The sequence below is a fragment of the Acuticoccus sp. MNP-M23 genome (genome assembly GCF_031195445.1).
Taxonomy (GTDB): Bacteria; Pseudomonadota; Alphaproteobacteria; order Rhizobiales; family Amorphaceae; genus Acuticoccus.
The window spans coordinates 1,685,402-1,711,054 of sequence record NZ_CP133480.1 but is presented as its reverse complement, the minus strand read 5'-3'; the positions used below and the strand labels follow the sequence as shown (position 1 = coordinate 1,711,054).

The window sequence follows — 25,653 nt, the reverse complement described above, 5'->3', positions numbered from 1 at the left end:
GGCGCGGGAAACCAGACACGTTTTTTCGATTCCGCCCGCCGCAGCGCGTGTTGTCAGGAAACCACCCCCTCGGTCTGATCCTCCTTCTGGCGCTCGGGTTCTTCCCACCCACGCGCCGGACCGGGCGCGCTCTCGCTTTTGAACGGCTCGCCGACGTCTTCGGCCGGTTCGGCCAGCGGGCCATAAAGCTCAGCCACCGCGGCAAAGATGTCCGCCACCAGAGCGCAGTAGCGGGCGGCATCTTCGCTGAGCGCCATCTCGCCTTCTATCCGCCTCTTCTCACCGCCGGCGCCCTCCACACCGGCCAGCAGCGCGCGGGTCCGTGAGAGGAAATCGTCGTTGTCGTCCGCCACCAGCGTCAGGTCCGAGCTGGTGTCGAGGCCCGCCACATCCGTCACGACGTGCGGCAGACCGAAGGCCGTGTACATCTTGATCTTGAGCGGGTTCATGAACGCGGACACGCCGTCATGCAGATGCGGCACCACTGCAAAGTCGCAGATCCCGGCCAGAGACATCACCGCCCTCTCGCGCATGGCACCATGGTAAACGCACTGCGGCCGGCGCAGAAGCTGCGTCAGCTCCTTCTGGACGCGCTCGCTGGAGCCTACAATATGCAGCACCCCGCCGCGCGCGCCCACAAGCGCGGCCACCCCGTCAAGGAGCGCCCAGTCGATCCGGTTGTTGAGGTCGCCCGAGTAGAGGACGTGGGCGTGCCGCGCCTCGTCGATCTGCCACAGCTCGCCGCCCGCATCTTTTTCCATCGGCGGCACGTACCAGTTTGGAATGAGGAAGGAATTATCTTCGCGCGCAATGCCGGCCTCCACCATCGACGCCCGGTTGACCGCGGAATTGAACACCACGCTGTGCGCCATGTCGCAGGTCTGGCGGTAGAGCGCGATCATCTGCGATCGGCGTTCGACCGCCGTCCAGCTCAGCTGGTTGTCCACCACGTCCACCACGGTTTCGAACCGCTCCAGGCAGGGCATCAGCTCCTCGAACACCCCCTCCAGATAGTGCACCGGGAAGACGATGATCACCGTGTTGCGTGGCGAGATTTCGTAATTCTGAAGGAAAAGCTCGAATGCATCGGTGAAGTTGAGGTTCGTCCGACCTTCACAGGCTTCGCCCTCGACCGGCGCGCCGGCGCTGCCCTTCTGGGCAATCACCGTGTTGTAGTGAACCGCGCCATGCGCCACCCCGTCGATCTTGCGCCGGGTTTCGGCTGCGCTGAGCTTTTCCGCCGAGGTGGGGTTGAGATCGTGCGGAACAACGGCCGCCGGTGTCTCGAACTCCACCACACGCACCGTGGCGCCGGAAATCCGTTCGGCCAGCACGCGCGCCACCTGGTCCACCCGGCGGCCGAACAGCCCGCTGTCGCTCTGCTTCCACAACAGGAGAATGTTCCGCCCCTGCGGATGAGAGGGCGCTGGCAAGGGCCAACGCACGCGCTCCACCCGAGCCTCGGCTTCGAGCCGCGCAAACGTTTGGTAGGCTGTGTCGAGCGAAAAGCTCTCCGGCAGGGTCGGCCGCTTGTCCCGGTCCGCGGCAAGGCGCAGGAGGACATCGCCGAAACTATCGGGATCGAACAGATATACGCCGTCGATGTCCGCCAGGTCTTCGGTGGCCGGCGAGCGCGGCACCAGAACCGAAAGGCCGGACTGGAGCGCATCGCCGATCTTGGATGAGATCTGGAACGTGTTGACGTCGTCGAAACTGGCATCGCCGGGGTATCCGGCCAGTACCGCATCGTGGCCCGCGAGCGTCGCCGGCAGGTCGGACGCCTGGATGAGGCCGAGGGTCGTGACGCCGGTGGCCTGCAGCTCCTGTTCCAGCGCTGGCGGGTCGAACGTGCCGCCAACGGTAAGCTGAATGTCGAGCTGATGCTGGTAGGCCGTCATCCGGATGACGCGTGCGGCCTCCCGCAGACCCTTGTGGGGCCGCACCGTGCCGACGAAAATCAGCCGCAGATCCGCCGCTGCCTCCCCCTCCGGCACCGGGGCGGGGCCGCGTTCCGTCACAGGCAGCGCCTTGCGCACATGGCGGACGATCTCACCGCCGAAGCGTGCCTGGAGCGACGCACTGGCCACGGAGCGCACCGGAATCCGGTCGCGATAAAGCGCAGCCTTGTTGATGCTGGTTTCACCGTACCAGCGCCCCCACGCATGGGGACCGCGCGAAAACGCCTCTTCGTTGTCGTCGATATCGAGCACCATGGCGGTGCCGGGGTGCGCAATGGCCTCCGCAAGTGCAAAGCTCGGCAGGCGCGGCTTGCAGATCCAGATGGTGTCGAACACAAGGCCGAGCCCGCGTGCCTCGTCCTTGAAGCGGCCGAACGCTGCCGGCCGGATCAGGCAGGAGCGGATCGGGCTGGACTGGAGCGGCGGCCACAACGCCTTGCCGAATTCGTCGTGGCAGAACCCGAACAGAACCACCGGCCGCTGCGAGGCAACAACGTCGTAAAGCACCTTGGCGCGGCCGGCCGGGTTGTGCGCAGCGTCCCACACCACAACGGCAACGCTGTCCGGTTGCCGGGCGACCGCCACGGCCTCTGCCAGATCGCGGGCGGAGAAGCCGTCATTGTGGCAAACCGCCAGCCGTTGCTCCTGGACGAGCCGGACCCGGTCGCCATCGATCGCATGAAGGCGGATATCCACGGCACCGCGGAACGAGCCGGGCAATGTCGCGACATAGCCGAACGACCCGGTGATCCCCAACGCCTTTTCCACGTCCGGCCTCGGCGCGTGGCCGAGTAGCGCTCACGGGACAGGTCCGCGCGGACAAGCCGGAGCTTCTCCTCACGGAGGGTCACACGGAGAAATGCCGCGATCGTCGTCGTCGCGACGGAAGCGCCGATGCAGCGGTGCGGTCCGCCGCCGAATGTCAACGATCCGGGCCGGGCCCCGCCGAAGGTCTGCCGCGCAGCATCGTCCGTCAGGCAGACGGACAGCGCGTTGCACAGTGCGCCTGCGGTCGTCTCCGTGGCGGAGACGATCAGGTAGATGAAGGCCATCAGCGGGTCGACGCCCTCCCCGGTGCGGCCCTCGCGCGCCCGAAGGTCGGCAAGGGACAGGATCGGCGAGCCGCCGGCGGCCTCCAGCGCGGCGATGGTGTCCGCCACGAGCCGATCTGCAACCTTGTCGAACTGCGCAATCAGACCGGGCGTCAGACCCTGCCGTCCCGATTTGCCGCCGTAGAACCCAACGAACAGCCGCAACCCGGAGGTGGCTATTCGCGCGACAACGGGCACAGGCAAGCCGGTCGCCTTTGCGAGGATCCTGATTGGCAACGGATCGCACAACGCGCCAAGACCATCGAACGAAACGCCCTCGTCCTGCGCGGCGCAGAGGTGGCGGGTTTCCTGCGCCACCGCCTCCGGGCTGAACGCCGGCGCGATCCCCTTCAGCGCATCGATCATCCAGCGCCGGACCGTTTCGTGCCGCTGGCCGTTCAACGTCAGCGGGAACCCGGCGAGGATATGCTCAATGGTGCCGATGTCCGCGTCCGGCCCGATCATCCGGCCGACATCGCCAACTTCCACGATCGCGAGATCCGGACTGCGCAGGATCGCCATCGCATCGCTGTGGCGGCTGACCACCTAGGCGTTGATGGCCGGAACATAACGCGGCGGCCCATGGTCCGCCGGCGGATCGAGCGACGCGATGGATGGGGTCGGCAGGTCAGACATCGTTGAACCAGAAGCGTTCGTGCTGGAACGGGTATGGCGGCAGCGCCACGTTCTCATGCAGGCCCGGCGGCAGCAGCCCGCGCGCATCGACGGCCGCGCCGTGGCGGGAAAGCGCCGCAAAAGCCTCCAGCACGGAGCGGACCGGCGGCAGATCGTCCGCCAGGGCGCGCACCACCGGGGTCTTGCCCACGGCGGGCGGCTCGGGGCCCACGGCCAGCACGATTTCCGCAGAGGCGGGGCTGGCCACACCCAGCCCCGCCGCCTCGCACAATGCTGCGAACAGGCGGTCGGCCCAGTCCGCCTTGCCCTTTGCGCCTTCGGGCAAGGTTTGCCCGAATGCGGCCAGAAGCGGGGCGCGGGCAAACTCCGCCTCGCCGATGGCAAGCGCCACACTGCGGAGCACCTTGCCGCGGCGGGGCGCAGGCGCCTCTGCCGCGCGCGCCGCCAGCTTTGTCAGAAGCTGCACGGCCTCGGCGGGGGTCGCCGCCACAATCGCATCCGCGCAGGCAAGCCCGGTCCATGTCCGTGCCGTGCTGCGCGCGACCGAAGCCAGCGAAAGGGCGGGTGTTTCACAAAGCCACGCTGCAAGTGCACAGGCCCTCCCGGAAAGTGCCGCCGGCGTTGCCGCCGAAAGCGCCAGCATCACCGGCCCCTCAATTGCGGCGGCACTACCCTTCGGCGCCGGCACAACGTCTTCCGCCACGATGACATGCACGTTGGTTCCGCTGAAGCTGCAGGAATGCACCCCCGCAATGCGCGGTGTGTCCATCCACGATTGCGTTACCGTCTTCACTTCTATGGGAAAATCAGCCCATGGAATGCGGGGCGAAGGTTCGCAAAAGCCCGGTTGCGCGGGGTGCAACCCGTCCCGCACCATCAGCACCGCCTTGGCAAAGCCCGCAAGACCGGCGGCAGCTTCCAGATGCCCCACCGCAGCCTTGACCGCGCCGATCGTCAGCGCTCCGCGCGCCGGGTCCCGCGCGCCGAAGACATCGCCCAGCACGCCCATCTCGATCATGTCGCCAAGCGGCGTGCCGGTGCCGTGGGTCTCGACGTAGCCCACATCGTCGGCGCCCAGTCCGGCCCGCGCCAATGCGGCGCGGATCACATCGGCCTGCGCCCCGCGCGAGGGGGCCGTCAGGCCGTTGGTGCGCCCGTCATGGTTGACGGCCCAGCTCTTGATGACAGCGTGAACCGTATCGCCGTCGGCCCTCGCCTGACGCAGCGTCTTCAGCACGGTCACCACGCAGCCCTCGCCGCGGACATAGCCGTTTGCGCCGGCTTCGAAGGGGTGCGCCTCACCGTCGGGGGCAAGGAGCTGCAGCCGGCAAAGGCTCGCCATCACGTCCGGCGACAAGATGAGGTTGACGCCGCCGGCCAGTGCCATCGGCGCCTCCCCGCGCAGAAGGCTCTCACACGCGAGCGTCAGCGCCGAAAGCGCCGAACTGCACGCCGTATCCACCGCCATCACCGGCCCGGTCAGACCGAGACAATAGGCAACCCGCCCTGCCGCAACGCCCATCGCCCCACCCGTTGCGGTGTAGGGGTTGCTGACGGCTGGAAAACCCGCTCTGGCCTGCAACAGCATGTAGTCGAAGCTGGAAATGCCGACGAAAACGCCGACCGGCGTCTCAGCGAGCCGTGCCGGGGCGTTGCCGGATGCCTCAGCGCCTCCCACGCCACCTCCGGGAGCAGCCGGTGCTGCGGATCGCTCGCCCGGGCATCGTGCGGTGACATGCCGAACAGGCGGCGGTCGAACTGGTCGATCCCGTCGATGGTGGCAGCCTTGTCGGTGTAGATCTTTCCGGCGGTCTGCCGGTTGGTGTCGTGGTAATCGGTCAGCGGCCAGCGGTCTTCCGGCAGCGTCCGGATGGCGGTGCGACCCGCCGCAAGATTGCCTAGAAACGCCGCAGGATCGGACGCGCCGGGAAGCCGGAGCGCGAGGCCGGTCACGGCAATATCGTTGTCGCTGGCGCCATTCACCGGACGAGATCGCGTTCAAGGTGGTCGAGCAGGGCGCCCAGCGTCGTCCGCTCGAACAAAAGCTCGGCACGGAACGGCGTGCCGGTCGCCACTTCGAGGTCTTCGGCAAATTCGGTGGCCATGTTTGAGGACAGGCCGAAGTCCGCCCAGGTGATACCGTCGCTCACGTCGGCGGGATCGAGTTTCAGCGCCGCTGCCATCCAGCGCCGCACAAAGCTGTCGAGGTCCGCCGGGGCGAACCTGCCGCGCCTTGCCGCCAGCGCGGCCACGGCGTCGGCCCGCGGCCCGGCAAAGGCGTTCATGCCATCGGCATCGGGGTGCCAGGTGCACGTGATGCCGTCGCTGACGGCAAGCGCCTCATGGGTGGCCGCACGCCGCTGCTTGCCGCTGGTGGTGAGCCGGATGGTGCCTGAATGAACCAGCACCACCCGCGTCAGCGACACGCCGTGGTGCACGAGCACGGCGCGCCAGATCGTGCGGGCCAGGGGTTATCCCGGCGCAGGAACTGCAGGCCGGCCAGAATCCGCGTTTTGGGAGGCGTGTGCGTCGTTACCGATCAAGGTCCTTTTTTGCGCCGGCGGTGGACGGCCATCCGCCGGTGCGCTTTCGATTTTGCGTTCACGCCTTCGTGCGCGGGGAGATTGCGGCGGGATCGGTCTTCAGCTCGATCAGCGCCGGACCGCCGGCCTTGCGCGCCCGCTCCAGAGCTGCCGGAAAATCCTCATGCCGCGTCACGGTTTCGCCGAACGCGCCGTAGGACCGTGCCCAGGCCGCGAAGTCCGGATTGCGCATCCCGGTGCCCGACGGGCGGCCCGGATAGTTCTTTTCCTGGTGCATCCGGATCGTGCCGTAGACGCCGTTGTTGGACACGATCACCACCACGTTGGCGCCGTAGTCGCACGCGGTGCCGAATTCGGTGGCGGACATCTGGAAGCAACCGTCGCCGGCAAGGCAGATCACCTCGCGCTCCGGGTGAGCGAGCTTGGCTGCCACCGCCGCCGGAAGCCCGTAGCCCATGGAGCCGGACGTGGGGGCAAGCTGTGTGCGGTAGCTGCGGTGCCAATAGTAGCGGTGCAGCCAGGCGGCATAGTTGCCCGCACCGTTGGTGATGATCGCATCGTCGGGCAGGACATCGCTGAGGTGGGCAACGATCTGCTCCATCTTCACGTCGCCCGGCGTCGCCTGCGGCTTGCGCCATTCCACCATCGCGGCGTGCGCGTCTGCCCGCAGGGCGGCCCACGGTTTTGCGTCCGGCGCAGGGCGGCCGGCCAGCGCAATCACCGTGGCGGCGGGCGAGGCTGCGACCGCAATGTCGGGCCGGTAGACGCGGCCGGGCTCCGACGGATCGAGGTGCACGTGGATCAGTGTCTGTTCCGGGTCAGGCACCGAAAACAGCGTGTAACCGCTGGTGGTCATCTCGCCGAGCCGCGGCCCCAGCGCGAGGATCACGTCGGCATTCTTGACCATGTCGGCCAGCGCCGGGTTGATGCCGATGCCCACGTCGCCGACATATTGCGGCGAGCGATTGTCGATATAGTCCTGACAGCGGAACGAGGTGCCCACCGGCAGGTCCCACTTTTCCGCAAAGTCCGCCACGGCTTTCGCCGCTTCGGCCGACCAGCCGCCGCCGCCCACAATCACCAGCGGCCGCTCGGCTCCGGCAAGCGCGGCGACAATATCGTCCAGCGCCGCTTCGGACGGTTCGGAACGCACCATTGTGGCCGCCGGTGCCACCGCGGCCTTGCAGGCGGCCGACAGCATGTCCTCCGGCAGCGCCAGCACCACAGGCCCCGGACGGCCCGACTGCGCCACATGAAAGGCGTGGCTCACATATTCGGGAATCCGCTCGGTCACCTCAATTTCGGCGACCCACTTGGCGAGCGGGGCGAACATCGCGCGGTAGTCCACCTCCTGGAATGCCTCGCGGTCACGCTGGTCACGCGCCACCTGACCGACGAACAGCACCATCGGCGTGGAGTCCTGCATCGCCACGTGGATGCCGGACGCCGCATTGGTCGCGCCCGGCCCGCGCGTCACGAACGCAACGCCCGCCTTGCCGGTGAGCTTGCCATGGGCGTCGGCCATCATCGCGGCGCCGCCTTCGTGGCGCGCGACCACAAGGTCGATCCCCGATTCGAAAAAGCCGTCCAGCGCGGCAAGGTAACTCTCGCCCGGAATGCAGAAGACGCGCTCCACGCCTTGCGCCTTGAGCGCCTCCACCAGCGCTGTGCCACCGTGGCGCGTGGCGCCCGTCTGATCGTTGTCGTTCACGCGTTCCATCACACTAGACATCCGCTATATCGGCCCTGTTGGCGAGGCGTTGTGCCGCCCGCTCGAAATGATTGCGCGTCGCAATGCGCGCCTCGTCCGGGTTCCCCGCCTCAAGGGCGCGGTACACCGCGCGGTGCTCCTCCAAGACCTCGCGTCCCCATTCGGACGCCATCGCGTTCTTGATGGCAACCGAGCGCAGGTTGTCTGACACGTTGCGCTCAATCATCGCAATAAACTCCACATAATAGTCGTTGCCGGACGCTTCGGTGATGGCGCGGTAGAAGCCGTCCTGCGCATCGAGCCGGTTCGCCGCCCAGTCCTGCCCGTCGGTGGTGGCATCCGCCATGGCGGCCAGGCGGCGCGATATGTCGGCCAGCTGGGGTGCGGTGCGCGCTTCCGCAGCCAGCGCGGAGGCATCCGCCTGCACGCCGGTGCGCAGCTCCAGAAGCTGGATGAGCTGGCGCCGCTTTTCAAAGCACGCCCCGCTGATTCGAAATGCCGAGCGCGACGCGACGTCGGACACGAATGCGCCAACACCGCGCTTGGATGAGATCACCCCGTCATATTTCAGCAGCGAAACCGCCTCGCGCACGACGGTGCGGGCGACGCCGAACTGATCGGAAAGGGATTGCTCGGTCGGCAGACGGTCGCCGGGTTTGAGCTGACCGGAATAGATCGCCTCCGAAATGGAACGCGCAATCTCGTCCGGCAACCGGCGCGGCCGGTCAATCCGCTCGAAAAGGCCTGCGGCCATGGTGCCTCCTTGGTGGGTCGCCTCCGCTGGCGCCGACAGGGCCCAGACTGGGGCCGCTTCTCGCCGGATGCAATAACTATCATAAAACAGTTGTCAGACAACTGATTGTGTGATCCCTTCTTTGAAGCCGGCATCGAGACCGGCGGTTCGGACGACAGGGAGTTGAGGATGGGCGAGCCGCGCATCGCATTCGTGGGGCTTGGCGGCATGGGCCGCGGGCTGGTGAAGAACATGGCCGGGAAGGGCCTCGCCGTCACCGCCTACGACATTCGCCGCACCGCGGTGGACGAGGCCGTCTCGTTCGGCGCCGTCGCCGGCAGCGACCCGGTCGCGATGGCTGCCGAGGCCGATATCTTCGGCATCTGCATCACCACCGCAGAGGCCGTGCAGGACCTTGCCATCCGCGGCGGTCTGCTGGACGCGATGCCGAAGGGTGCCGTCTTCCTCGACCACACCACCGTCTCCCCGTCCCACGTCGACCTGATGCGCGAGGCATGCGCGGCGCGCGGCCTCAGATACTGCGAAGCGCCGATGACGCGCACCCCCGCCCATGCCGACCGCGGCGAGGTCAACGTCCTCTTCGGCGGCGATGCGGAGCTGATGGAAGAACTCCGCCCGGTGTTCGACACCTACGCGGAAAACATCTTCCACGTGGGCCCCGCCGGCCATGCCATCCGGCTGAAACTCATTCACAATTACATTGCCTTCGCCAATGTCGCGACGTTCTGCGAAGGCTTTGCGCTCGCCGCCCGCGAAGGGCTCGACATGACCAAGGTCATCGGCATCATCTCGGCCGCAGGCGGCAAGTCCGGCATGATGGACCTTTATGGCGAACTCACGCTGAAGCGCGACTTCACCCCGCACATGTCCCTCGCCAATGCGCAAAAGGACGTGCGCTACTATGCCGAATGGCTCACCGATGCCGGCCTTCCCGGCTTCATGGCCACTTCGGTCCACCAGACCTACGCGCTGGCCTCCATCATGGGCCACGCCGACGAGGGCTGCACTGCCGTCATCAAGGCCTACGAAGAGCTGACGGGCGTGGAAGCCAGACTGCCGGACGCCTGAAACGCGCCGGCAAGAAAAATCAAACCGGAGGAAACAAATGAATAAATTCGTTCTCGCGGCATCCCTTGCCGCGCTCATGACCGGCCCCGCCATGGCACAGGACGTCACGCTGCGGCTGGCACATTTCGCGGCCGAAACCCACCCTGGCCATATTGCCGCCGAACAGTTCGCCAAGAACGTCTCCGAGCGCACCGACGGCGCCGTGGCGGTCGAGATCTACCCCGCCAACGAACTGGGCTCGCCGCCCGAGCAGCTGGAGCAGACCGTGCTGGGCGCGGTTGACATGAACCTGCCGACCCAGGGCGGCCTCGACAAGTACGAGAAAGCCTTCGGCACGGTGATGACCCCGTTCGCCTTCCGCGACTATGCGCACGCGCACGCGGTCCTCGACGGGCCGTTCAACGACTGGGTGGCCCCCAAGCTGGAGGAGCAGAACCTCGTGCTCCTGTCCAACTGGGAATATGGCTTCCGCAACATCACCAACTCGGTGCGCCCGATCAATGCGCCGGACGACGTGTCCGGCCTCAAGCTGCGCACCCCGCCGGAGCTGCAGATCGTCGCCGCCGTCGAGGGTCTGGGCGCATCTGCCACGCAGATCGCCTTCCCAGAGCTGCCCAACGCGCTCAACCAGGGTGTGGTCGACGGGCAGGAAAACCCCATCGGCGTGATCTACCACTACAATCTGAACGAGTTTCAGGACAATCTCGCCCTCACCCGGCACGTCTACAATTCCATGGTCCACGTCATCAACAAGGACAGCTGGGACCGCCTGTCGGAAGACCAGCAGGCTGTCGTGCGCGAGGAAAGCCAGAAGGCCGGCACGCTGATGCGCGAGCTGGTTCTGGCCCAGGAAGAGGACGAGCTGGCCAAGCTCGAGGAGCGCGGGATGACCGTCACCCGGCCCGACCTTGCCCCCTTCCGCGAGAAGGTGAACGCCTCCGAAGCGATGCAGCGTGTGAGCGACTACACGGGCAAGGACAACATGGACAAGTTTCAGAGCTTCCTCGACTGATCCTGCCGCAAACCGGCTGATCTTGCCGGGCCGGATGACATCATCCGGCCCGGTTCAACTCCTGCCCTCCCGGCCGGGGGCCCTGGCGCCCCGGCCTCTCGCGGATCGGACACGCGGATGCTGCCTCTCATCATTCTGGGCACGCTGGTTGTCCTGATCGCCATCGGCGTGCCTGTCGCCGTGGCGCTCGGGCTGACAGCCACGGGCTTTTACGTCGTCACCGGCGACTTCCACATTCTGGCGATGCTGCCGCAGCGGATGTTCTCGGCCACCACGGCGTTCACGCTGCTGGCCATTCCGTTCTTCATCCTCGCCGGCAACCTGATGAACACCGGCGGCATCACCGCGCGGATCTTCCGCTTTGCCAATGCCTGCGTCGGCCACATCCGCGGCGGCCTCGGCCAGGTGAACATTGTGGCAAGCCTGATCTTCTCCGGCATGTCGGGCGCGGCCGTTGCCGATGCTGCGGGCCTTGGCCAGGTGGAGCTGAAGGCCATGAAGGACAAAGGCTACGACCCCGCCTTCTCCGCCGCCATCACCGCCGCGTCCTCCACCATCGGCCCGGTCTTTCCGCCGTCGATCCCGTTCGTGCTCTATTCGTCCATCACCGGCGTTTCGGTGGCAAAGCTGTTCCTTGCGGGCGTCGTCCCCGGCCTCCTGATGGCCGGCGCCCTGATGCTGGCGGTTTGGTTCGTCTCCTGGCGCACCAACATGGCCCGGTCGGATCGCGCGCCGATGGCCGAACTGTGGCAGAGCTTCGTCGATTCGGTCCTGTCGCTGATGACGCCGGTCATCATCATCGGCGGCATCTTCTCGGGCATCTTCACCCCCACCGAAGCCGGCGTCGCGGCCTGCGCCTATGCGCTGGTGCTCTCCATGTTCGTCTACCGGGAGCTGAAGCTGAAAGAGCTGCCCGGCATCTTGTGGGTGACGCTGGTTCACACCATCCGGGTGATGTTCGTCATTGCGGCGGCGGGCTTCTTCGGCTGGCTCCTCGTCCACCAGCGGGTGCCCAACGCGCTGATCGAGGCGCTTCTCGGCCTCACGACGGACCCGGCGCTCATCCTTGCCATCGTCGTCGCCATTCTCCTCGTCCTCGGCATGTTCCTGGAAGGCATTGCGGTCATCGTGCTCACCGTGCCGCTGTTCCTGCCGGTCATGCTGCAGATCGGCGTCGACCCGGTGCAGTTCGGCGTCATCATGATCATGTGTTCCATGGTCGGCCTGCTCACCCCGCCCGTCGGCATGGTGCTGTTTGCGGTGTCGTCCATCTCCGGGCTGACCGTGGGCACGCTCACCCGTGCGATCTGGCCCTATCTCATCGGGCTGATGGTGGTGCTCGTCATGGTGACCTACTGGCCGGCTGTCTCCATCTGGCTGCCGAACCTCGTGATGGGAGCAAACTGATGGGCGCCCTCATCGCCATCGACCGGATTGTCGGGAAGATCCTGCGCGGCATTCCGGTGGTCTGCTTCGTCGCCCTGTTCGGCATCCTCTTCGTCAACGTGGTGTCGCGCTACTTCCAGATCTGGGCGTTTTCCTGGTTCGACGAAATCGTCGAGGCGCTGTTTGCCTACCTGGTCTTCCTCGGCGCGGCGGCCCTGTGGCGCGAGAACGAACACTTCCGCATCGACTGGATGGAGATGGCGCTCGGCCGCCCGTTCGGCCCGATCCTGCGCATTGTCTCGGTGCTCCTGTCCATGGCATTCCTCGCCATCATGGCGGTGAAGGGGCTCGACCTCACCATGCGCAGCCGCGCCGCAACGCCCATCCTTTCAGTGCCGACGGCCTACATTTACGCCGTCATCCCCGTCTCCGCCGCGATCATGCTCGTCTACAGTGTGCGCGACTTCGCCGTGGCGCTCCTGGCTGCCATCAAACCCTCCGTAAAACCGTAAAGAACCCGAAATGCTGATCGACCACCGCACCTATGTCTGCCGTCCCGGCACCATCAAGCTTCACCTGGCGCTGTATGAGAAAACCGGCTTCGAGGTGCAGTCCAAGCACCTGGGCCAGCCGCTGCTCTACGCTGGCACCGAAACCGGCGACCCCAATTCCTACGTCCACATCTGGGTCTACGACAGCGCCGCCGACCGCGCCGAAAAGCGCAAGGCCCTGCAGGCCGACCCGGCGTGGGCTGACTACCTGAAGCAGAGCCGCGATGCGGGCTATCTCGTCAGCCAGCAAAACAAGCTCCTCGTCCCGGTCGACTTTGCCCCCAAGCCGATCACCGCCGACCGCCCGGGCTGATCTTCGTCGCGGGACCGCGCCGTCACAGCGCCAGCGCGGTCTCGTCCTTGGCGGTGCGGATCACCAGCATGGTGAAGAACCGGGCGACGTTGGTCCGGTCCCGGAAGACGCGCTCGCAGAAGGCGTCATACTCGTCCATGTCGGCGAGGCGGAGGATCAGCACCACGTCGGTCTCGCCCGTGACCGCATAGGCCTGCGCCACCGCGGGCTCGGCCTTCGCAAGGTCGAGGAAGGCACGCATGTGCTGCTCGCCGTGAGACTTCAGCTCCACGGTGATGATCGCCTTCAGCCCCTTGCCCACCTTCGCGGGGTCGAGGATCGCCACCACCTTCGCAATCACACCGGACCCGAACAACCGCCGGATCCGGCGCAGGCATGTGGACGGCGACAGCCCCACCTCGTCCGCCAGCGCCGCATTGGTGCGCGAGGCATCGCGCTGCAAAAGGCCCAACAGCTTCAGGTCGATCCGGTCCATCTCCGCCTCCCGCCCGTCACACGGCAATGCAATATTATTGCACAAATCCGGCAATTTTGACCGCAACTGCGATCCGGCCCGCGCTACCCCTCTTGGAATGAACCGGCGGCAGGAGAAAACCGGATGACCACCCCCAGCCCGATCGGGCGCATCACCCGCGACATCCTCGCCATCTACTGGGAGCTGGCGCGGATCATCGTGCCCATCGCGATCCTCGCCAAGGTGCTGACCGACATTGGCGCGATCAAGGCCATTGCGCCGTGGCTGTCCGGTCTGATGGGGCTGTTCGGCCTGCCGCCGGAGATGGCGATTGCGTGGCTCAGCGCGCTTCTGGTGGGCATCTGGGCAGGGGTGACGGTGGTGTTCACCGTGCTGGCACCGGGCACGCTGACCGAGGCGGACATGACGGTCTTTGCTGCGCTCATCCTCTTTGCGCACGCTTTGCCGGTGGAGCAGCGCATCATCCAGAAGGCGGGGCCGGGGCTCCTCGCCTCCACCGCCATCCGCCTCGTCGGCGGCATGGCCTTCGCCTTCATCCTGCACCACATCTTCCGCGCCACCGGGTGGCTTTCCGCCCCGCTCGACCCGCTCTTCCTGCCGGATGAGGAGCCCGGCGGCTGGATCTCCTTCGCGGCAGACCTCGGCATGACGCTGGTGTCGATGTTCGTGATCCTGTTCGTGCTCACGTTCGCGATCGAGGGGCTGAAGCACATCGGCGCCATGGCCCATGTCGACCGGGCCCTGTCACCGCTGTTCCGGGTCGTCGGCATCGGGCCGGAGGCGGCGAGCTTCACCACCATCGGGATGCTGCTGGGGATCGCTTTCGGCGGCGGGCTCCTGATCCGCGAGGCGCGGCGCGGCACCATCCCCCCGCGGCAGATCTTCCTGTCCTGCGCCTTCATGGGGCTGGCACACGGCATCATCGAGGACACCATCGTGGTCGCCGCAGCGGGGGCGGACGTCGCCAGCATCCTTCTTGGCCGCCTCGCCTTCGCCATGGTGGCCACCGCGCTGATCGGCCTGTGGCTCGCCGCCACCTCTGACGCGACGTTCTACCGGCGCCTCTTCCGCCGCCCGGCAACCAGCTAGGGTCGCCGCACCTTCGCCTTCGACCGGAGCCGCACATAGAGCGCGCCGTCGCCGCCATGCAACGCGCTGGCGGGGCCGTAGCCCACCACCAGGCGGCCCAGCTCGCGGCCTGTGAGCCAGTGCGGCACGGCGCGGCGCAGGATTCCCGCGCCCTCGCCGCCCCGGCCCTTGCCGGTGATCACCAGCACCACGCGCCTGCCGGACGCCTGCGAACTCATCACGAAGCGGTTCAGCGCCGCATGGGCTTCGTCCTGCGTCATGCCATGCAGGTCGATCCGCGCCTCGATGGCTGCAGCGCCGCGTGCCAGACGCCGGCGCTCCTTGCGGTCGAGATCACCGATCGTGCGATCGGAGACCCGCGGCGCCGGCGGCTTGCCGGCATTTTGCACGGCAGGACTGGCCGGCGCCGGCATCTTGGGCGGGGCGGGCGAGGCTTCCGGCGGCTTCAGCGGCATGGCGGGCGGGGTCTTGGGCGCCAGCTGGCGTTCGGTCTTCAGCGGCGTCACGGTGCGGGCCACTCGCTCCCACAGGGCACGGTCGCCGGGCTTCAGCGGACGGCGGGTCACGCCGCCACGGCCGGCTCGATCAGCGTCAGACGCGCCGCCGCTTTCATCTCGCCCGCAATCCGCCCGGCCTCCGGCCCGCTGCCGAAGAAGACGTCGCCCCGCGCGGCGCCGACAATGGCGGTGCCTGTGTCTTCGGCAATCATCACACCGCGGTGGGGACCATGGTGCGGCACCTCGGTTTCCACCCAGACAGGCGTCCCCAGCGGGATCTGGCTGCGGTCCACCGCAAGGCTGCGCCAAGGCACCAGCGGCAGCCCCGCCGCTGCCACCGGCCCCAGCGCATCGTCCACCGAAGGCCGCTCCCGAAAGAACACGAACGAGCGGTTGGCCGACAGCACCGGCGCCACCAGCGCCGGGTCGGCGGCAAGCGCGCCCCGGATGGTGGCCATGGTGGCGCCGCCTTCCGGCAGAACGCCCCGGTCGATCAGCACCCGTCCGATGGCAGTATAGGGATGGCCCGACTTGCCGTGGTAGCCGATGCGCACGGTCGATCCATCGGTCATCGCCAGCCGTGCCGAGCCCTGCACCTGCGCAAAGAACGCGTCCACCGGGTCCGCCACAAAGGCAAGCTCCAGCCCGCGTCCGGCGAGGGCACCGGCGGCAATGGCCGGCCTGTCAAAATAGGGCGCCAGCGATCCATCGGGTATCCGGCGGGCGAATGTGCCGTCGCCCGGCAGGTCCGGCCGCGGCGGGGTGCGGACAAGATCGTCCGGCCGGCGATAAAGCGGCGTCTGGAACGGGCCGGTGGGCGTGCGCGACGCCTCGATCACCGGCTCGTAATATCCGGTCAGAAACCCGTCCGCACGCAGGCGCCGCGCGGTGAAAAGCTGCGTGACAATGGCGAGCGGGTCGCCCCCCGGCTCGAGCAGCGCGCCGGCGTAGGCCAGCCACGACGCCTCATGGGGCCGGGCCCGAATTTCGGGCGCCAGGTGCCGGCGCACGCCGTCCAGCAGCGCAACGGCCGCGTCCGCGCCCCAACCCGGCAACGTGTCGAATGTGACGATGTCTGACTCTGCGCCCGCCGGGGCGCGGGCGGGGCCGTTGCCTGCGGCAAGCGGCACCGCGGATCCCGCCAGCGGGGACATGGGCGGCGTGAACGCCAGCCCTCAGGCCGATTCGGTGGCGACCAGCACCCAGTTGGGATCGTCCGCCACGGTATCGCGCTCGAAGGTCCACACGTCCACCACGTCGACCACCTTGTTGGGGTCGCCGCTGATCAGCTCGCCGGCCTTGTCGTAGTTGGCCGTAATCATCTGGCTGTCGATCCGCGTGGTCACCCGCGCCACGGTGCCCTTCAGCGAAGCATCGGTGATCGCGATCTTCTCGATACCGATCAGCGTGGTCGACATGGTCTGGACCGCAGCTTCCCGTGCTGCAATTGCCGCGTCGAACCCTTCGTAGACCTCGGCAGCCAGCAGCGGGCGCAGCGTGTCGCGCTCCCCGTTGGCAAAGGCGGTGACCACCATTTCGTAGGCCATGGAGGCGCCCTGGGTGAACGATTTGGGCTCGAACGAAGGGTCGGCGGTGATGATGGCGCCCAGGCTTTCGTAAAGCGGGGTGCCTTTCTTGGCGACGCCCTTCAGGCGGGCATCGAGGTCGATCGAATCGTTGGCGCTCTGCGGGGCGGAGGGCTGCCGCGGCAGGGTCACGACATTATCGCGCGCACGATCCTTCGCGTCCGCCGGTTTGGCCGCGTAGGGGTCGTAGGGCTGGCGCTCGTTGCCGGTGCGCCTGCCAAGAACGCTTCGCAGCCGCAGGAAGATCGCCACCGCGATCGCCAGGATGATGAGGTTCTCGATGCCGAAAAAATCACTCATTCACTAATAACCTGTCCGCTCGGGTTGGAGCGACCGCGCTGGATCACCGGAGTCTGTGCAGTGTTTTCTGCCCGAAGGCAGAGGCTTCAGACAGAAATAAGACAAAAAGCGCGGCAGAACAGGGGTACTGTCCGCCACGCGACAAAGGGAACCTAGCCAAAGGACAGCCCGCGGTCCATCGCCCGGGCTGTGAAAAACTTTGGTGTGTCCCATATCCCTGTCAGGACTGGCCAAGAGGACCGTTGTGATCCGACTCTTTCTAATCGCGATTTTGATCGCCATACCAATCGCCGAAGTGGCGGTATTCTTGCTGGTTGGCAGCATCATCGGGGCGTTGCCGACCATCGCGCTCATCATCCTCACTGCCGTTCTCGGCGCAACGCTGCTCAAACGGCAGGGCCTTTCGGCCATCGCACGGCTCAAGGCCGACATGGACCAGAACAAGGTGCCCGCCGGCGCCATCGGCCAGGCGGTGACCGTGGCCATTGCCGGCATCCTGCTGCTGACGCCGGGTTTCATCACCGACACCGTGGGCCTCCTCTTGTTCGTCCCCGCGGTGCGGTCGTCGATCTGGCGGCAGGTTTCGGGGGCGGTGAAGATGGAGCGTGGCAAGGCGCCGCAGCGCAGCACTGGTGCCCCCCGCCAGCGGACTCACGCCCGCACCATCGACCTCGACCAGGGCGATTACCGGCCAAAGGGTGGCGACGACGACAGCCCGTGGTCCGGCCCGTCCTCCGGCCCCGGGCGCTGAGCCCGACCCGCGCGGCCCAGCCGGGCGGACCGCTTGTCGCATACCCGGCCGCGTGCTAGCCGTCCGGTCAATTCCTGCTTGAAAAACCCAGCCAAACAAATGGAGTCAAGATGAGCGACAGCACGACCACGGATCCTGCCGCCACCCAAGAAGGTCAGCAGCCGAGCGTGCGCGTCCTGGCGCAGTACGTGAAGGATCTCTCCTTCGAAAACCCGCGCGCGCCGATGTCCCTGCAGAAGGGCGACCAGCAGCCGCCCATCAATATCGGCGTCAACGTCGGTGCCAAGGGCCTCACGCCGACCGATTTCGAAGTCACGATCACGCTGGAAGCCAAGGCCGGCGGCGATGACGCCATCAACTTCGAGGTCGAGCTGGCCTATGCCGGCATCATCCGCGTCAGCGACATGAAGCCCGAGCACGTCCAGCCCTTCCTGCTGATCGAAGGGCCGCGCCTGCTGTTCCCCTTCGCCCGCCAGATTCTGGCCGACGCGGTGCGCAATGGCGGCTTCCCGCCGCTGATGATCGATCCCATCGACTTTGTGGCGCTCTACCGCCGCAACATGGAAGAGGCGCAGAAGCGCCAGCAGGGCGAAGCCACCAACTAGGCTTCCGCCTCAGCGGTCGCCGAATGCCTCGTCAAGAGCGTCGGCGACCGTGCGCTGCGGCACCCAGCCGAATATTTCCGCCGCCGCGTCCGTGCTGTAGCGCGCCCTCCGGCCGAACAGCGCCAGCTCGCCGGGCCGCGGCGATGCCGCCAGTGCCCCAAGACCCGGCAGGCCCAGCTTGCGCCAGCCCTTGGCGGCCCGGCCCACCGGCGCCCGCCGCTGCACCGCACGGGCATCGAGCGCCCGCGCGACCACACCGGCGCGGGCCGCCAGCGCGGCAAAGTAGGCATTCCACGTCATTTCCGGCGGCGCCACCGCGTTGAGGGCATGAAAGCCTGTCACCGGTCGCAACGCTGCCAGCGCCGCAAGCTGCGCCACATCGTCCACGTGCACCACGGGGGCAAGGCCTTCGCCGGCCGCGCCCATCGGGCCGATCCCGCCGGCTGCCATCCGCGCGGCCAGCCCGTCGAACCACAACGCACTCCCCGGCCCCAGCACGCAGCCGATCCGGAGCGCCACCGCCGCGGCGGCCTCTCCGGGCGCCTGCCGCGTGCGCTGCACCCAGGCCAAAAGCGCATCCTCCACAGCACGCTTGGCGGCACCATAGGGCCGCAAGGGCGGTTCTGGCGGGTCGCCCTCCACAATGTCGCCGGTGCGGTCGCCATACACGTCAATGGTGCTCAGCATCACCATCCGGCGAACACCGCCCGCATCTGCCGCCGCAAGAAGCCGTCCCGCCTCGTCGGCCATGGCAGACGGGTCGCCGCCATATGCGCCGTGGACAATCGCATCCGCCCCAGCTGCGGCGGCCTGCAGCGAAGCTGCATCGCCCATCTGGCAGGAGACGCTCTCCACGCCCGCGCGGCCCGCAAGGTCCGCTGGCAGCGCCGAGCGGTTGACGCCTGCGCGCACGGTGGCGCCGTGCCCGGCAAGGGCCGCCACCACCCGGCGGCCCAGAAAGCCCGCAGCGCCCGTCACCAGCACGACGGGCGCGCCAGCGGTCTCACCAGGGAGTGTCATCAACAATGCGCCTCTTCGCCCGACGTGAACGGCCCACTCTAGGCCCCCTCCGAGCCGGCGCAACCGCCGCAGGCGCCCGCGGCGCGGCGGCTAGCGGACGCCGAGCTTGCGTTCGCCCTGATCGAGAATCACCGGGATGATGAGGTCTTCCTCGTCGGACAGGTGGCGCAGAACGCCGGTCTGCATCCCTTCGAGGCGCTTGTGCAGGCGGTCAGCCGCCGGCCGCACGTCGCCGCGCTTGGACAGCGCCCGCTGGAACGCGTTGGCATCGTCCGCCAGCCCGTGGATCTCCTGATCCAGCGTGATGTGGTCCATGTCCAGAATGTCGAAGCCGCGCACCAACCGCTTGTCCGCGCGGCGGAAGACGGGAAAATAATGCTCGTCCTCGATGTGGTGGTGGCCGTGCAGCTCGCTCAGGAAGGTGGAGGCGCGGGGCGCAAACCAGCGCCAGAACTCCTGCGGGTCGCGCCCGCCATTCTGGAAACGCGCCGTGCCCTTGCGCAGCTCGCCGCCCAGCGCACGGAACATGTCATGCCGCTGAAGCCAGAACTTGGCCATGCCGCCGAGATTTTCGTGGCGCGCCCACTCCTTGCGCGGATACTGCCGCAGCAGGACGTCGAGGTCCGGCGGCAGGCTCTTGCGCTCGTGCAGCGCGTCGCTCATCCCACAAACCCCACCACACGGCGCACATCGGCCAAGACGGGCGCCGCAATGGCCGCCGCCCGCGCCGAACCGTCCTTCAGCACCGCATCCAGATGCGCCGGGTCCGCCACAAGGCGCCGCATCTCGTCGTTCAGCGGGGCAAGCACATTCACCGCCAGCTCCGCCAGCGCCGGCTTGAACACCGAGAACTGGGCGCCGCCATATTCCCCAAGCACCGCATCGCGGGTGGTGCCGGCAAGCGCGGCGTAGATGCCGACGAGATTGTCCGCCTCGGGCCGCCCTTCCAGCCCCTTCGTCTCGCTGGGCAGGGGCTCCGGGTCGGTCTTGGCCTTGCGCACCTTCTGGGCGATGGCGTCCGCATCGTCGGTGAGGTTGATGCGCGAATTGTCCGAGGGATCGGACTTCGACATTTTCTTCGAGCCGTCGCGCAGGCTCATCACGCGGGTGGCCGGGCCGTGGATGATCGGCTCGGTCATCGGGAACAGCCCGTCCGCGTGGCCAAGCTCGGCAAGCCTTGCCCCGTAGTCGTGATTGAACTTCTGGGCGATGTCGCGGGTCAGCTCCAGATGCTGTTTCTGGTCCTCGCCCACCGGCACATGGGTGGCCTGATAGGCCAGAATGTCGGCCGCCATCAGCGTCGGGTAGGCAAACAGGCCCACGGACGCGTTCTCCCGGTCCTTGCCGGCCTTTTCCTTGAACTGGGTCATCCGCCCCAGCCAGCCCATCCGCGCCACGCAGTTGAAGATCCACGCCAGCTCCGCGTGGGCCGACACCTGGCTCTGGTTGAAGACGATGCTCTTTGCCGGGTCGATGCCTGCGGCTAGGTAGGCGGCGGTCACGTGCCGGGTCGCGGAGACCAGGTCCGCAGGGTCCTGCCACACGGTGATGGCGTGCAGATCGACCACGCAATAGATGCAGGGATAGTCGTCCTGCATGGCAACGAACCGGCGGATCGCGCCGAGATAGTTGCCAAGGTGGAGGCTGCCGGACGGCTGAACGCCGGAAAACACGCGCGGGGTAAAGGTCACGGAAACAACGCTCGCGGATCTTGAGGAAACGCCGCCCTTATGGGTCCGAACCCGTGTCCAACGCAATCATTGATCGCGCCGCACCCTGCGGGGCGCCGAAACTCAGCCTTTTTGCGCCGACTGCACCATCCGGTCCAGCGCCTGCAGGAATTTTGACCGGTCCGCCCTGGAGAACGGCTTGCCGCGCCCCTGCCGGAAGGGATCCGCTGCGCGCAGGTCGGCCATCAGGTCGCGCATGGCCATCTGCTCGCCGATGTTGGCCTTGGTGAAGGGGTCGCCGTTGTGGCGAAGGGCAGCGGCGCCACCTTCCAGGCAGCGCGCGGCCAGCGGAATGTCCCCGGTGATGCAGATGTCGCCCGGCCCGGCACGCTCGGCAATCCACATGTCGGCCGCATCCGGCCCCTCGGGCACCACCACGGTCTCCACCAGCGGTTCGCGCCGCGGGCGGATGCCGCCATTGGACACGATCACCACAGGCACGGAATAGCGCTCGGCAACCTTGATGGTTTCGTCCTTCACGGGGCAGGCGTCGGCGTCGATATAGATGGTCATTGCGGCACGCTACACCGAAGCCGTGGGCGGAAACCACCCTCGGTCAGTGCCCCGGCATCGCCGCCAGAAAGGCCCTTGCCTCCGCCGACTGCGGGTTGCCGAAAAAGGCGTCCGGCGGCGCAATTTCCAGAAGGCTGCCATCGGCCATGAAGGCGATCCGGTCGGCCACGTTGCGGGCAAACCCCATCTCGTGGGTGACGCAGACCATGGTGTGCCCCTCCGCCGCCAGGGCTGCCATGAGCTGGAGAACCTCGTTGATCATCTCCGGGTCCAGCGCGGAGGTGGGTTCGTCGAACAGGAGCACCTCGGGTTCCATCATCAAGGTGCGCGCAATGGCGACCCGCTGCTGCTGCCCGCCCGAAAGCTGCCCCGGAAACTTGTGCGCCTGATCGGCAAGGCCAACACGGGCGAGGAGAGCGTGCGCGCGGTCTTCCGCAGTCCGGCGGGTGGCACCCCCGAGGGTTTCGGGCGCAAGGGTCAGATTGTCGAGAACGCTGAAGTGGGTGAAGAGGTTGAAGGACTGGAACACCATGCCTGCCTTGCGTCGCACCGCGCGCGTTGCCGCCGGCGAGCCGAGCGCAATGCCGGCAACTGCAATGGCCCCCTCGTCGAACGGCTCCAGCGCATTGAGGGTGCGGATCAGCGTCGACTTGCCGGAGCCGGAGGGGCCGCACACCACCACCGTTTCTCCGCGCGCGACCTCGAGGTCGATGTCGCGCAAGACATGGAGGCCGGTCCCGTACCACTTGTTCACGCCGTTCACCGAAATGACGCTCATGGCGCGGGGCGCCGCACATCGGTGTCGAGCCGCCGCTCGATCCACAGCGCATAGCGCGACATCACGAAGCAGAACGCGAAGTAGACGAGCATCAGGAAGAGGTACGCCTCCAGCGCGTAGCGGATCCACAGCGGGTCCTCAAGCGCGGCCTTGGTGGCGCCAAGAAAATCGAACAGGCCGATGATGGCCACGAAGCTGGTGTTCTTGAACGCGCGGATGATGTCGTTGACCAGCGCCGGTGCCACGATCTTCAGCGCCTGCGGCAGGATGACGAGGCCCATCATCGGCCAGTATGACAGCCCCAGTGCCCGCGCGCCCTCATACTGCCCCTTGCCGAGTGCCTGCAGCCCGCCGCGGACGATTTCCGCCGCATAGGCGCCGAAGAACAGCGTCATTCCCACCAGCGCGCGGACGAACTTGTCGATGGTGATGCCGTCGCCCAGGAAGAGCGGCAGCATCAGCGATGCCATGAACAGCACCGCCAGAAGCGGCAGGCCGCGAAACAGCTCGATGGTGGCAATGCACACATAGCGGAAGGCGGGCATTGCGCTGTCCCGCCCCAGCGCAAGGCCCAGCGCCAGCGGCAGGCCGAGGCTCACGGTGCCGGCAAACAGGAGGAGGGTCAGCGGCAGGCCGCCCCAGTCACTGGTGGATGTGGCGGAGAGGCCCGCCCCGCCCAGCATCAGCCACAAGGTGAGCGCGAAGGCAGCGGCCCACACCGCGCAAAGCCACACCGACCAGAAGCGCGGCACCGCGGAAAGCACAGTGGCGGCGAGGATCACGACGCACGCCAGCGCTGCCCGCCACTGCTCGTCATAGGGAAAGGTGCCGAAGAACATCACCCGGTATTTTTCCGCCACCACGGCCCAGCATGCGCCGGCGGTTGCCGCCGCGCAGGCAGCCGGATCCGCCGGCGACCACACCGCACGCACCAGCGCCCAGTCCACCACCCGTGGCAGGAGCCAGATGAGAAGGGCGCCAAGCACCACCGTTGCCACCCCCTGAAGCGGCGTCGGGAAATAGCGCGCCTTGAGGCCCGCCATGATCCCGTCCTTGCGCACGGGGGCGGGGCGGGCGGCGACGGGCGCGCGCAGGATCGGAGCGTGCGTCATCGCTCGGTGATCAGCGTCATGCGGTTGAACCCGTTGGCGAGCGCGCTCATGCCCAGCGCAGTGGCGAGATAGAGCAGCGCCATGATGCCGACGCACTCGATGGCTTGCCCCGTCAACGTCGCGAGGGAGTTGGAGACGTTGAAGAGTTCGGGATAGCCGATGGCGACGCCGAGCGAGGAATTCTTGACCAGAGAGATGTATTGCGCCGTCGCGGGTGGCACGATGATGCGCAGCGCCTGCGGAATGCGCACCGAAAACAGCACCGTGCGTTCTGAAAGGCCCAGCGCCCGCGCCGCCTCCACCTGCCCCTTGTCGACGCCGGCCAGTCCTGCCCGCACAATCTCGGCAATGAAGGCCGCAATATAGAGTCCAAGCCCCAGGAACAGCGCCAGAAATTCCGGCGAAATGGTCGCCCCGCCGCGAAAGTTGAAGCCCTTCAGCTCCGGCACCGAAAGGCCGACCATGGCCGCCGCCGCAACGGCACCCGCCACCGGCACCAGCAGCAACGCCGCCACCGCCTTGCCGCGCCAGCGCCGCCGGCCCGGCAGGCACACCAGCACCAGGGCTGCCACAAAGCCCGCGCCAAGGCCGGCCGCGGCAAGACCGGCGGCCAGCGGTTCATCCAGCCAGGGCATGACCAGCCCGCGGTTGGACACGAAGACGCCGCCGCCCAGCGCAAACGCCTGCCGGATGGCCGGCAGCGAGATCACCAGCGCATACCAGAAGATGATCTGGATCAGCTGCGGCGTGTTGCGGAAGCTCTCCACATAAACGCCGGCAGCGCGCGCCACCAGCTTGTTGGGCGACAGCCGGGCAATCCCCACAACCACGCCAACCAGCGTCGCCAGCACAATGGCCGCCAGCGACACGGAGATGGTGTTGGACAGCCCCGCGACGAACGCGCGGCCGACCGTGTTGTCCGGCCCGAACGGAATGACCGATTCCGAAACCGCAAACCCCGCTTTTTCAGACAGGAAGCCGAAGCCGCTGGACAGCCCCCGCTCGCCCAGCGCCTGCCGGGCGTTAAGCGCCGCCAGCGCCAGCACGAGCACAAGGGTGCCGACGAGAAGGCCCTGAAACACGAAGGACCGCACACGCCTGTCGTGGATGAAGCGTTTCACGCCCGGCTCCCTCGCCCCTGCCGCCTATTTCAGCGGTGCGGCGTAGATGAGCCCGCCATCGGTCCACAGCGCGTTCTGGCCGCGCTCCAGCCCCAGCTCTGACCCGGCGCCGAGGTTGCGCTCGAACACCTCGCCGTAGTTGCCCACTTCGGTGATGATGTTGAAGACCCAGTCGTTGGAAAGGCCCAGCGGATCGCCGATGGTGGAGTCCGCGCCGCCCAGCAGCGCCTTCTCGGCGTCCGTGCCGTTCTCCCGTTTGTCGGCGGCGTTTTCGCTGGTGATGCCCATCTCTTCTGCCGTCACCATCGCGTTGACGGACCACGCCACGACGTCCTTCCACTTGGCGTCGTCCTGGCGCACCACGGGGCCCATCGGGTCCTTGTCGAACACGCGGCCGAGGATCATGTAATCCGCCGCGTCGGGCGCCAGCGTGGAGCGGACCGAGGCGAGCCCGGAGGTGGACTGGATGTATGCGTCGCAGCGCCCGGCGAAGAAGGCCGACGCCAGCTCCTTGGCATCCTGGAACACGATCGGCGTGTAGCTGAGCCCGCGTGCCGAGAAGACGCTCTCCACCACCTGCTCGGCGGTGGTGCCGGGGAGGACGCAGATGGACGCGCCGTCCAGCTCGTCGACGGTGGTGATGCCGAGGGCGGTGGGGATCATGAACCCCTGCCCGTCATAAAAGGTGATGGCCGCAAAATCGACGCCAAGCTCCGCATCGCGGCTGTAGGTCTGCGTGGTGTTGCGGGTCAGAACGTCGATCTCGCCGGTCTGCAGCGCGGTGAAGCGGGTCTGCGACGTGGTCTTCACGAACTCCGTTGCGTCGGCATCGCCCAGCACGGCGGCGGCGACCGCGCGGCAGGTGTCAACGTCGAGGCCGGTCCAGCGGCCTTCGCTGTCGATGGACGAGAAGCCGGCACGGCTGCCGTTGACACCGCACACCACCTTGCCGCGCTCCTTCACGCTGTCGGCGGTATCGGCAAGAGCGGCGGTCGGGGCGGCAAGGCCCATGGCGGCGATGGCCGCGCAGGCGGTCAGGGGGAGATGGCGCAT

26 protein-coding genes and 1 pseudogene are annotated in these 25,653 nt (G+C 67.3%); 8 read left to right on the top strand and 19 right to left on the bottom strand.

Translation table 11 applies throughout. The annotated features are described in order from the left end of the window. Positions 1-53: 53 nt before the first annotated feature. The 7 genes and pseudogenes from RDV64_RS23835 to RDV64_RS08075 form a co-directional block, all read right to left on the bottom strand. Entirely contained in the window at positions 54-761 is a 708-nt protein-coding gene (locus RDV64_RS23835; protein WP_375143818.1) for a glycosyltransferase, read from the bottom strand. Between the two features lie 1,586 nt (positions 762-2,347). Further along, on the bottom strand, positions 2,348-3,571 hold the full coding sequence (locus RDV64_RS08095) for a hypothetical protein (protein WP_309198769.1): 1,224 nt from the start codon (positions 3,569-3,571) through the stop codon (positions 2,348-2,350). Between the two features lie 106 nt (positions 3,572-3,677). Further along, positions 3,678-4,562 (bottom strand): ketoacyl-synthetase C-terminal extension domain-containing protein, encoded by an 885-nt coding sequence (locus tag RDV64_RS23830; protein ID WP_375143817.1) that lies wholly within the window; start codon positions 4,560-4,562, stop codon positions 3,678-3,680. Beyond that, positions 4,545-5,638, bottom strand: a pseudogene (locus tag RDV64_RS23825) (polyketide synthase); the annotation flags it as partial. The gene RDV64_RS23830 and the pseudogene RDV64_RS23825, both read right to left, overlap by 18 nt. Before the next feature lie 26 nt (positions 5,639-5,664). Continuing rightward, positions 5,665-6,129: a phosphopantetheine-binding protein gene (locus tag RDV64_RS08085; protein WP_309198767.1), complete on the bottom strand. Its 465-nt coding sequence runs from the start codon at positions 6,127-6,129 to the stop codon at positions 5,665-5,667. A gap of 157 nt (positions 6,130-6,286) precedes the next feature. Continuing rightward, positions 6,287-7,948: a thiamine pyrophosphate-binding protein gene (locus RDV64_RS08080; protein WP_309198766.1), complete on the bottom strand. Its 1,662-nt coding sequence runs from the start codon at positions 7,946-7,948 to the stop codon at positions 6,287-6,289. A 4-nt stretch (positions 7,949-7,952) separates the two neighbouring features. Next, complete coding sequence (locus tag RDV64_RS08075) at positions 7,953-8,693, bottom strand: FadR/GntR family transcriptional regulator (protein WP_309198765.1); 741 nt, start codon at positions 8,691-8,693, stop codon at positions 7,953-7,955. 105 nt (positions 8,694-8,798) lie between these two features. Here RDV64_RS08075 and RDV64_RS08070 point away from each other — a divergent pair, with 105 nt between their 5' ends. The 5 genes from RDV64_RS08070 (at position 8,799) to RDV64_RS08050 (ending at position 13,023) form a co-directional block, all read left to right on the top strand. After that, entirely contained in the window at positions 8,799-9,761 is a 963-nt protein-coding gene (locus tag RDV64_RS08070) for an NAD(P)-dependent oxidoreductase (RefSeq protein WP_309198764.1), read from the top strand. Between the two features lie 37 nt (positions 9,762-9,798). Next, on the top strand, positions 9,799-10,773 hold the full coding sequence (locus RDV64_RS08065) for a TRAP transporter substrate-binding protein (protein WP_309198763.1): 975 nt from the start codon (positions 9,799-9,801) through the stop codon (positions 10,771-10,773). Between the two features lie 117 nt (positions 10,774-10,890). Beyond that, the gene (locus RDV64_RS08060; RefSeq protein ID WP_309198762.1) at positions 10,891-12,180 is read left to right on the top strand and encodes a TRAP transporter large permease; all 1,290 of its coding nucleotides are present in this window, start codon (positions 10,891-10,893) and stop codon (positions 12,178-12,180) included. Next, positions 12,180-12,671 carry a TRAP transporter small permease gene (locus tag RDV64_RS08055; protein WP_309198761.1) on the top strand — a complete coding sequence of 164 codons (492 nt, stop codon included), beginning with the start codon at positions 12,180-12,182 and terminating at the stop codon, positions 12,669-12,671. Before RDV64_RS08060 ends, RDV64_RS08055 begins: the two co-directional genes overlap by 1 nt. A gap of 10 nt (positions 12,672-12,681) precedes the next feature. Then, positions 12,682-13,023, top strand: coding sequence for an NIPSNAP family protein (locus RDV64_RS08050; protein ID WP_309198760.1), 342 nt, complete (start codon positions 12,682-12,684; stop codon positions 13,021-13,023). Positions 13,024-13,045: 22 nt separating this feature from the next. Here the strand turns inward: RDV64_RS08050 and RDV64_RS08045 are convergent, their stop codons facing one another. Further along, positions 13,046-13,498, bottom strand: a complete 453-nt coding sequence (locus tag RDV64_RS08045) for an Lrp/AsnC family transcriptional regulator (protein ID WP_309198759.1) — start codon at positions 13,496-13,498, stop codon at positions 13,046-13,048. Positions 13,499-13,621: 123 nt separating this feature from the next. Here RDV64_RS08045 and RDV64_RS08040 point away from each other — a divergent pair, with 123 nt between their 5' ends. Beyond that, positions 13,622-14,587 (top strand): nucleoside recognition domain-containing protein, encoded by a 966-nt coding sequence (locus RDV64_RS08040; protein WP_309198758.1) that lies wholly within the window; start codon positions 13,622-13,624, stop codon positions 14,585-14,587. Here the strand turns inward: RDV64_RS08040 and RDV64_RS08035 are convergent. Genes RDV64_RS08035 through RDV64_RS08025 form a run of 3 tightly spaced genes read right to left on the bottom strand, consistent with a single transcriptional unit; the run spans position 14,584 to position 16,970 of the window. Next, positions 14,584-15,153, bottom strand: coding sequence for a Smr/MutS family protein (locus RDV64_RS08035; RefSeq protein ID WP_309198757.1), 570 nt, complete (start codon positions 15,151-15,153; stop codon positions 14,584-14,586). The two genes, RDV64_RS08040 and RDV64_RS08035, sit on opposite strands and share 4 nt — an antisense overlap. Beyond that, a complete protein-coding gene (locus RDV64_RS08030) occupies positions 15,150-16,214 on the bottom strand; it encodes an MltA domain-containing protein (protein ID WP_309198756.1) in 1,065 nt (354 codons plus the stop codon). Before RDV64_RS08030 ends, RDV64_RS08035 begins: the two co-directional genes overlap by 4 nt. Before the next feature lie 45 nt (positions 16,215-16,259). Next, a complete protein-coding gene (locus RDV64_RS08025) occupies positions 16,260-16,970 on the bottom strand; it encodes a Tim44/TimA family putative adaptor protein (RefSeq protein ID WP_309198755.1) in 711 nt (236 codons plus the stop codon). A 202-nt stretch (positions 16,971-17,172) separates the two neighbouring features. Here RDV64_RS08025 and RDV64_RS08020 point away from each other — a divergent pair, with 202 nt between their 5' ends. After that, entirely contained in the window at positions 17,173-17,721 is a 549-nt protein-coding gene (locus tag RDV64_RS08020; RefSeq protein WP_309198754.1) for an FxsA family protein, read from the top strand. A 110-nt stretch (positions 17,722-17,831) separates the two neighbouring features. Continuing rightward, positions 17,832-18,326, top strand: coding sequence for a protein-export chaperone SecB (secB, locus tag RDV64_RS08015; RefSeq protein WP_309198753.1), 495 nt, complete (start codon positions 17,832-17,834; stop codon positions 18,324-18,326). A 9-nt stretch (positions 18,327-18,335) separates the two neighbouring features. On the opposite strand, the gene RDV64_RS08010 is transcribed toward secB, so the two are convergent. From RDV64_RS08010 to RDV64_RS07975, 8 genes are all read right to left on the bottom strand, one after another. Then, positions 18,336-19,346, bottom strand: a complete 1,011-nt coding sequence (locus tag RDV64_RS08010) for an NAD(P)-dependent oxidoreductase (RefSeq protein WP_309198752.1) — start codon at positions 19,344-19,346, stop codon at positions 18,336-18,338. A gap of 90 nt (positions 19,347-19,436) precedes the next feature. Then, a complete protein-coding gene (locus RDV64_RS08005) occupies positions 19,437-20,009 on the bottom strand; it encodes a hemerythrin domain-containing protein (protein WP_309198751.1) in 573 nt (190 codons plus the stop codon). Further along, on the bottom strand, positions 20,006-21,037 hold the full coding sequence (trpS, locus tag RDV64_RS08000; RefSeq protein ID WP_309198750.1) for a tryptophan--tRNA ligase: 1,032 nt from the start codon (positions 21,035-21,037) through the stop codon (positions 20,006-20,008). Before trpS ends, RDV64_RS08005 begins: the two co-directional genes overlap by 4 nt. Before the next feature lie 102 nt (positions 21,038-21,139). Further along, on the bottom strand, positions 21,140-21,589 hold the full coding sequence (locus tag RDV64_RS07995) for a YaiI/YqxD family protein (protein WP_309198749.1): 450 nt from the start codon (positions 21,587-21,589) through the stop codon (positions 21,140-21,142). Between the two features lie 43 nt (positions 21,590-21,632). Further along, the gene (locus RDV64_RS07990; protein WP_309198748.1) at positions 21,633-22,367 is read right to left on the bottom strand and encodes an amino acid ABC transporter ATP-binding protein; all 735 of its coding nucleotides are present in this window, start codon (positions 22,365-22,367) and stop codon (positions 21,633-21,635) included. Next, positions 22,364-23,479, bottom strand: a complete 1,116-nt coding sequence (locus RDV64_RS07985; protein WP_309198747.1) for an amino acid ABC transporter permease — start codon at positions 23,477-23,479, stop codon at positions 22,364-22,366. The genes RDV64_RS07990 and RDV64_RS07985 overlap by 4 nt, the downstream gene beginning before the upstream one ends. Then, positions 23,476-24,600 carry an ABC transporter permease subunit gene (locus tag RDV64_RS07980; protein WP_309198746.1) on the bottom strand — a complete coding sequence of 375 codons (1,125 nt, stop codon included), beginning with the start codon at positions 24,598-24,600 and terminating at the stop codon, positions 23,476-23,478. Before RDV64_RS07980 ends, RDV64_RS07985 begins: the two co-directional genes overlap by 4 nt. Before the next feature lie 24 nt (positions 24,601-24,624). Next, a complete protein-coding gene (locus RDV64_RS07975; protein ID WP_309198745.1) occupies positions 24,625-25,653 on the bottom strand; it encodes an amino acid ABC transporter substrate-binding protein in 1,029 nt (342 codons plus the stop codon).

Coding starts and splice junctions, on each gene's coding strand:
- RDV64_RS23835 (WP_375143818.1), bottom strand. CDS start 761: ATGGAAAAAGATGCGGGCGGCGAGCTGTGGCAGATCGACGAGGCGCGG.
- RDV64_RS08095 (WP_309198769.1), bottom strand. CDS start 3,571: ATGGCGATCCTGCGCAGTCCGGATCTCGCGATCGTGGAAGTTGGCGAT.
- RDV64_RS23830 (WP_375143817.1), bottom strand. CDS start 4,562: ATGGTGCGGGACGGGTTGCACCCCGCGCAACCGGGCTTTTGCGAACCT.
- RDV64_RS08080 (WP_309198766.1), bottom strand. CDS start 7,948: ATGGAACGCGTGAACGACAACGATCAGACGGGCGCCACGCGCCACGGT.
- RDV64_RS08075 (WP_309198765.1), bottom strand. CDS start 8,693: ATGGCCGCAGGCCTTTTCGAGCGGATTGACCGGCCGCGCCGGTTGCCG.
- RDV64_RS08065 (WP_309198763.1), top strand. CDS start 9,799: ATGAATAAATTCGTTCTCGCGGCATCCCTTGCCGCGCTCATGACCGGC.
- RDV64_RS08060 (WP_309198762.1), top strand. CDS start 10,891: ATGCTGCCTCTCATCATTCTGGGCACGCTGGTTGTCCTGATCGCCATC.
- RDV64_RS08055 (WP_309198761.1), top strand. CDS start 12,180: ATGGGCGCCCTCATCGCCATCGACCGGATTGTCGGGAAGATCCTGCGC.
- RDV64_RS08050 (WP_309198760.1), top strand. CDS start 12,682: ATGCTGATCGACCACCGCACCTATGTCTGCCGTCCCGGCACCATCAAG.
- RDV64_RS08045 (WP_309198759.1), bottom strand. CDS start 13,498: ATGGACCGGATCGACCTGAAGCTGTTGGGCCTTTTGCAGCGCGATGCC.
- RDV64_RS08040 (WP_309198758.1), top strand. CDS start 13,622: ATGACCACCCCCAGCCCGATCGGGCGCATCACCCGCGACATCCTCGCC.
- RDV64_RS08025 (WP_309198755.1), bottom strand. CDS start 16,970: ATGAGTGATTTTTTCGGCATCGAGAACCTCATCATCCTGGCGATCGCG.
- secB (WP_309198753.1), top strand. CDS start 17,832: ATGAGCGACAGCACGACCACGGATCCTGCCGCCACCCAAGAAGGTCAG.
- RDV64_RS08010 (WP_309198752.1), bottom strand. CDS start 19,346: ATGACACTCCCTGGTGAGACCGCTGGCGCGCCCGTCGTGCTGGTGACG.
- RDV64_RS08005 (WP_309198751.1), bottom strand. CDS start 20,009: ATGAGCGACGCGCTGCACGAGCGCAAGAGCCTGCCGCCGGACCTCGAC.
- RDV64_RS07995 (WP_309198749.1), bottom strand. CDS start 21,589: ATGACCATCTATATCGACGCCGACGCCTGCCCCGTGAAGGACGAAACC.
- RDV64_RS07990 (WP_309198748.1), bottom strand. CDS start 22,367: ATGAGCGTCATTTCGGTGAACGGCGTGAACAAGTGGTACGGGACCGGC.
- RDV64_RS07985 (WP_309198747.1), bottom strand. CDS start 23,479: ATGACGCACGCTCCGATCCTGCGCGCGCCCGTCGCCGCCCGCCCCGCC.
- RDV64_RS07975 (WP_309198745.1), bottom strand. CDS start 25,653: ATGCGCCATCTCCCCCTGACCGCCTGCGCGGCCATCGCCGCCATGGGC.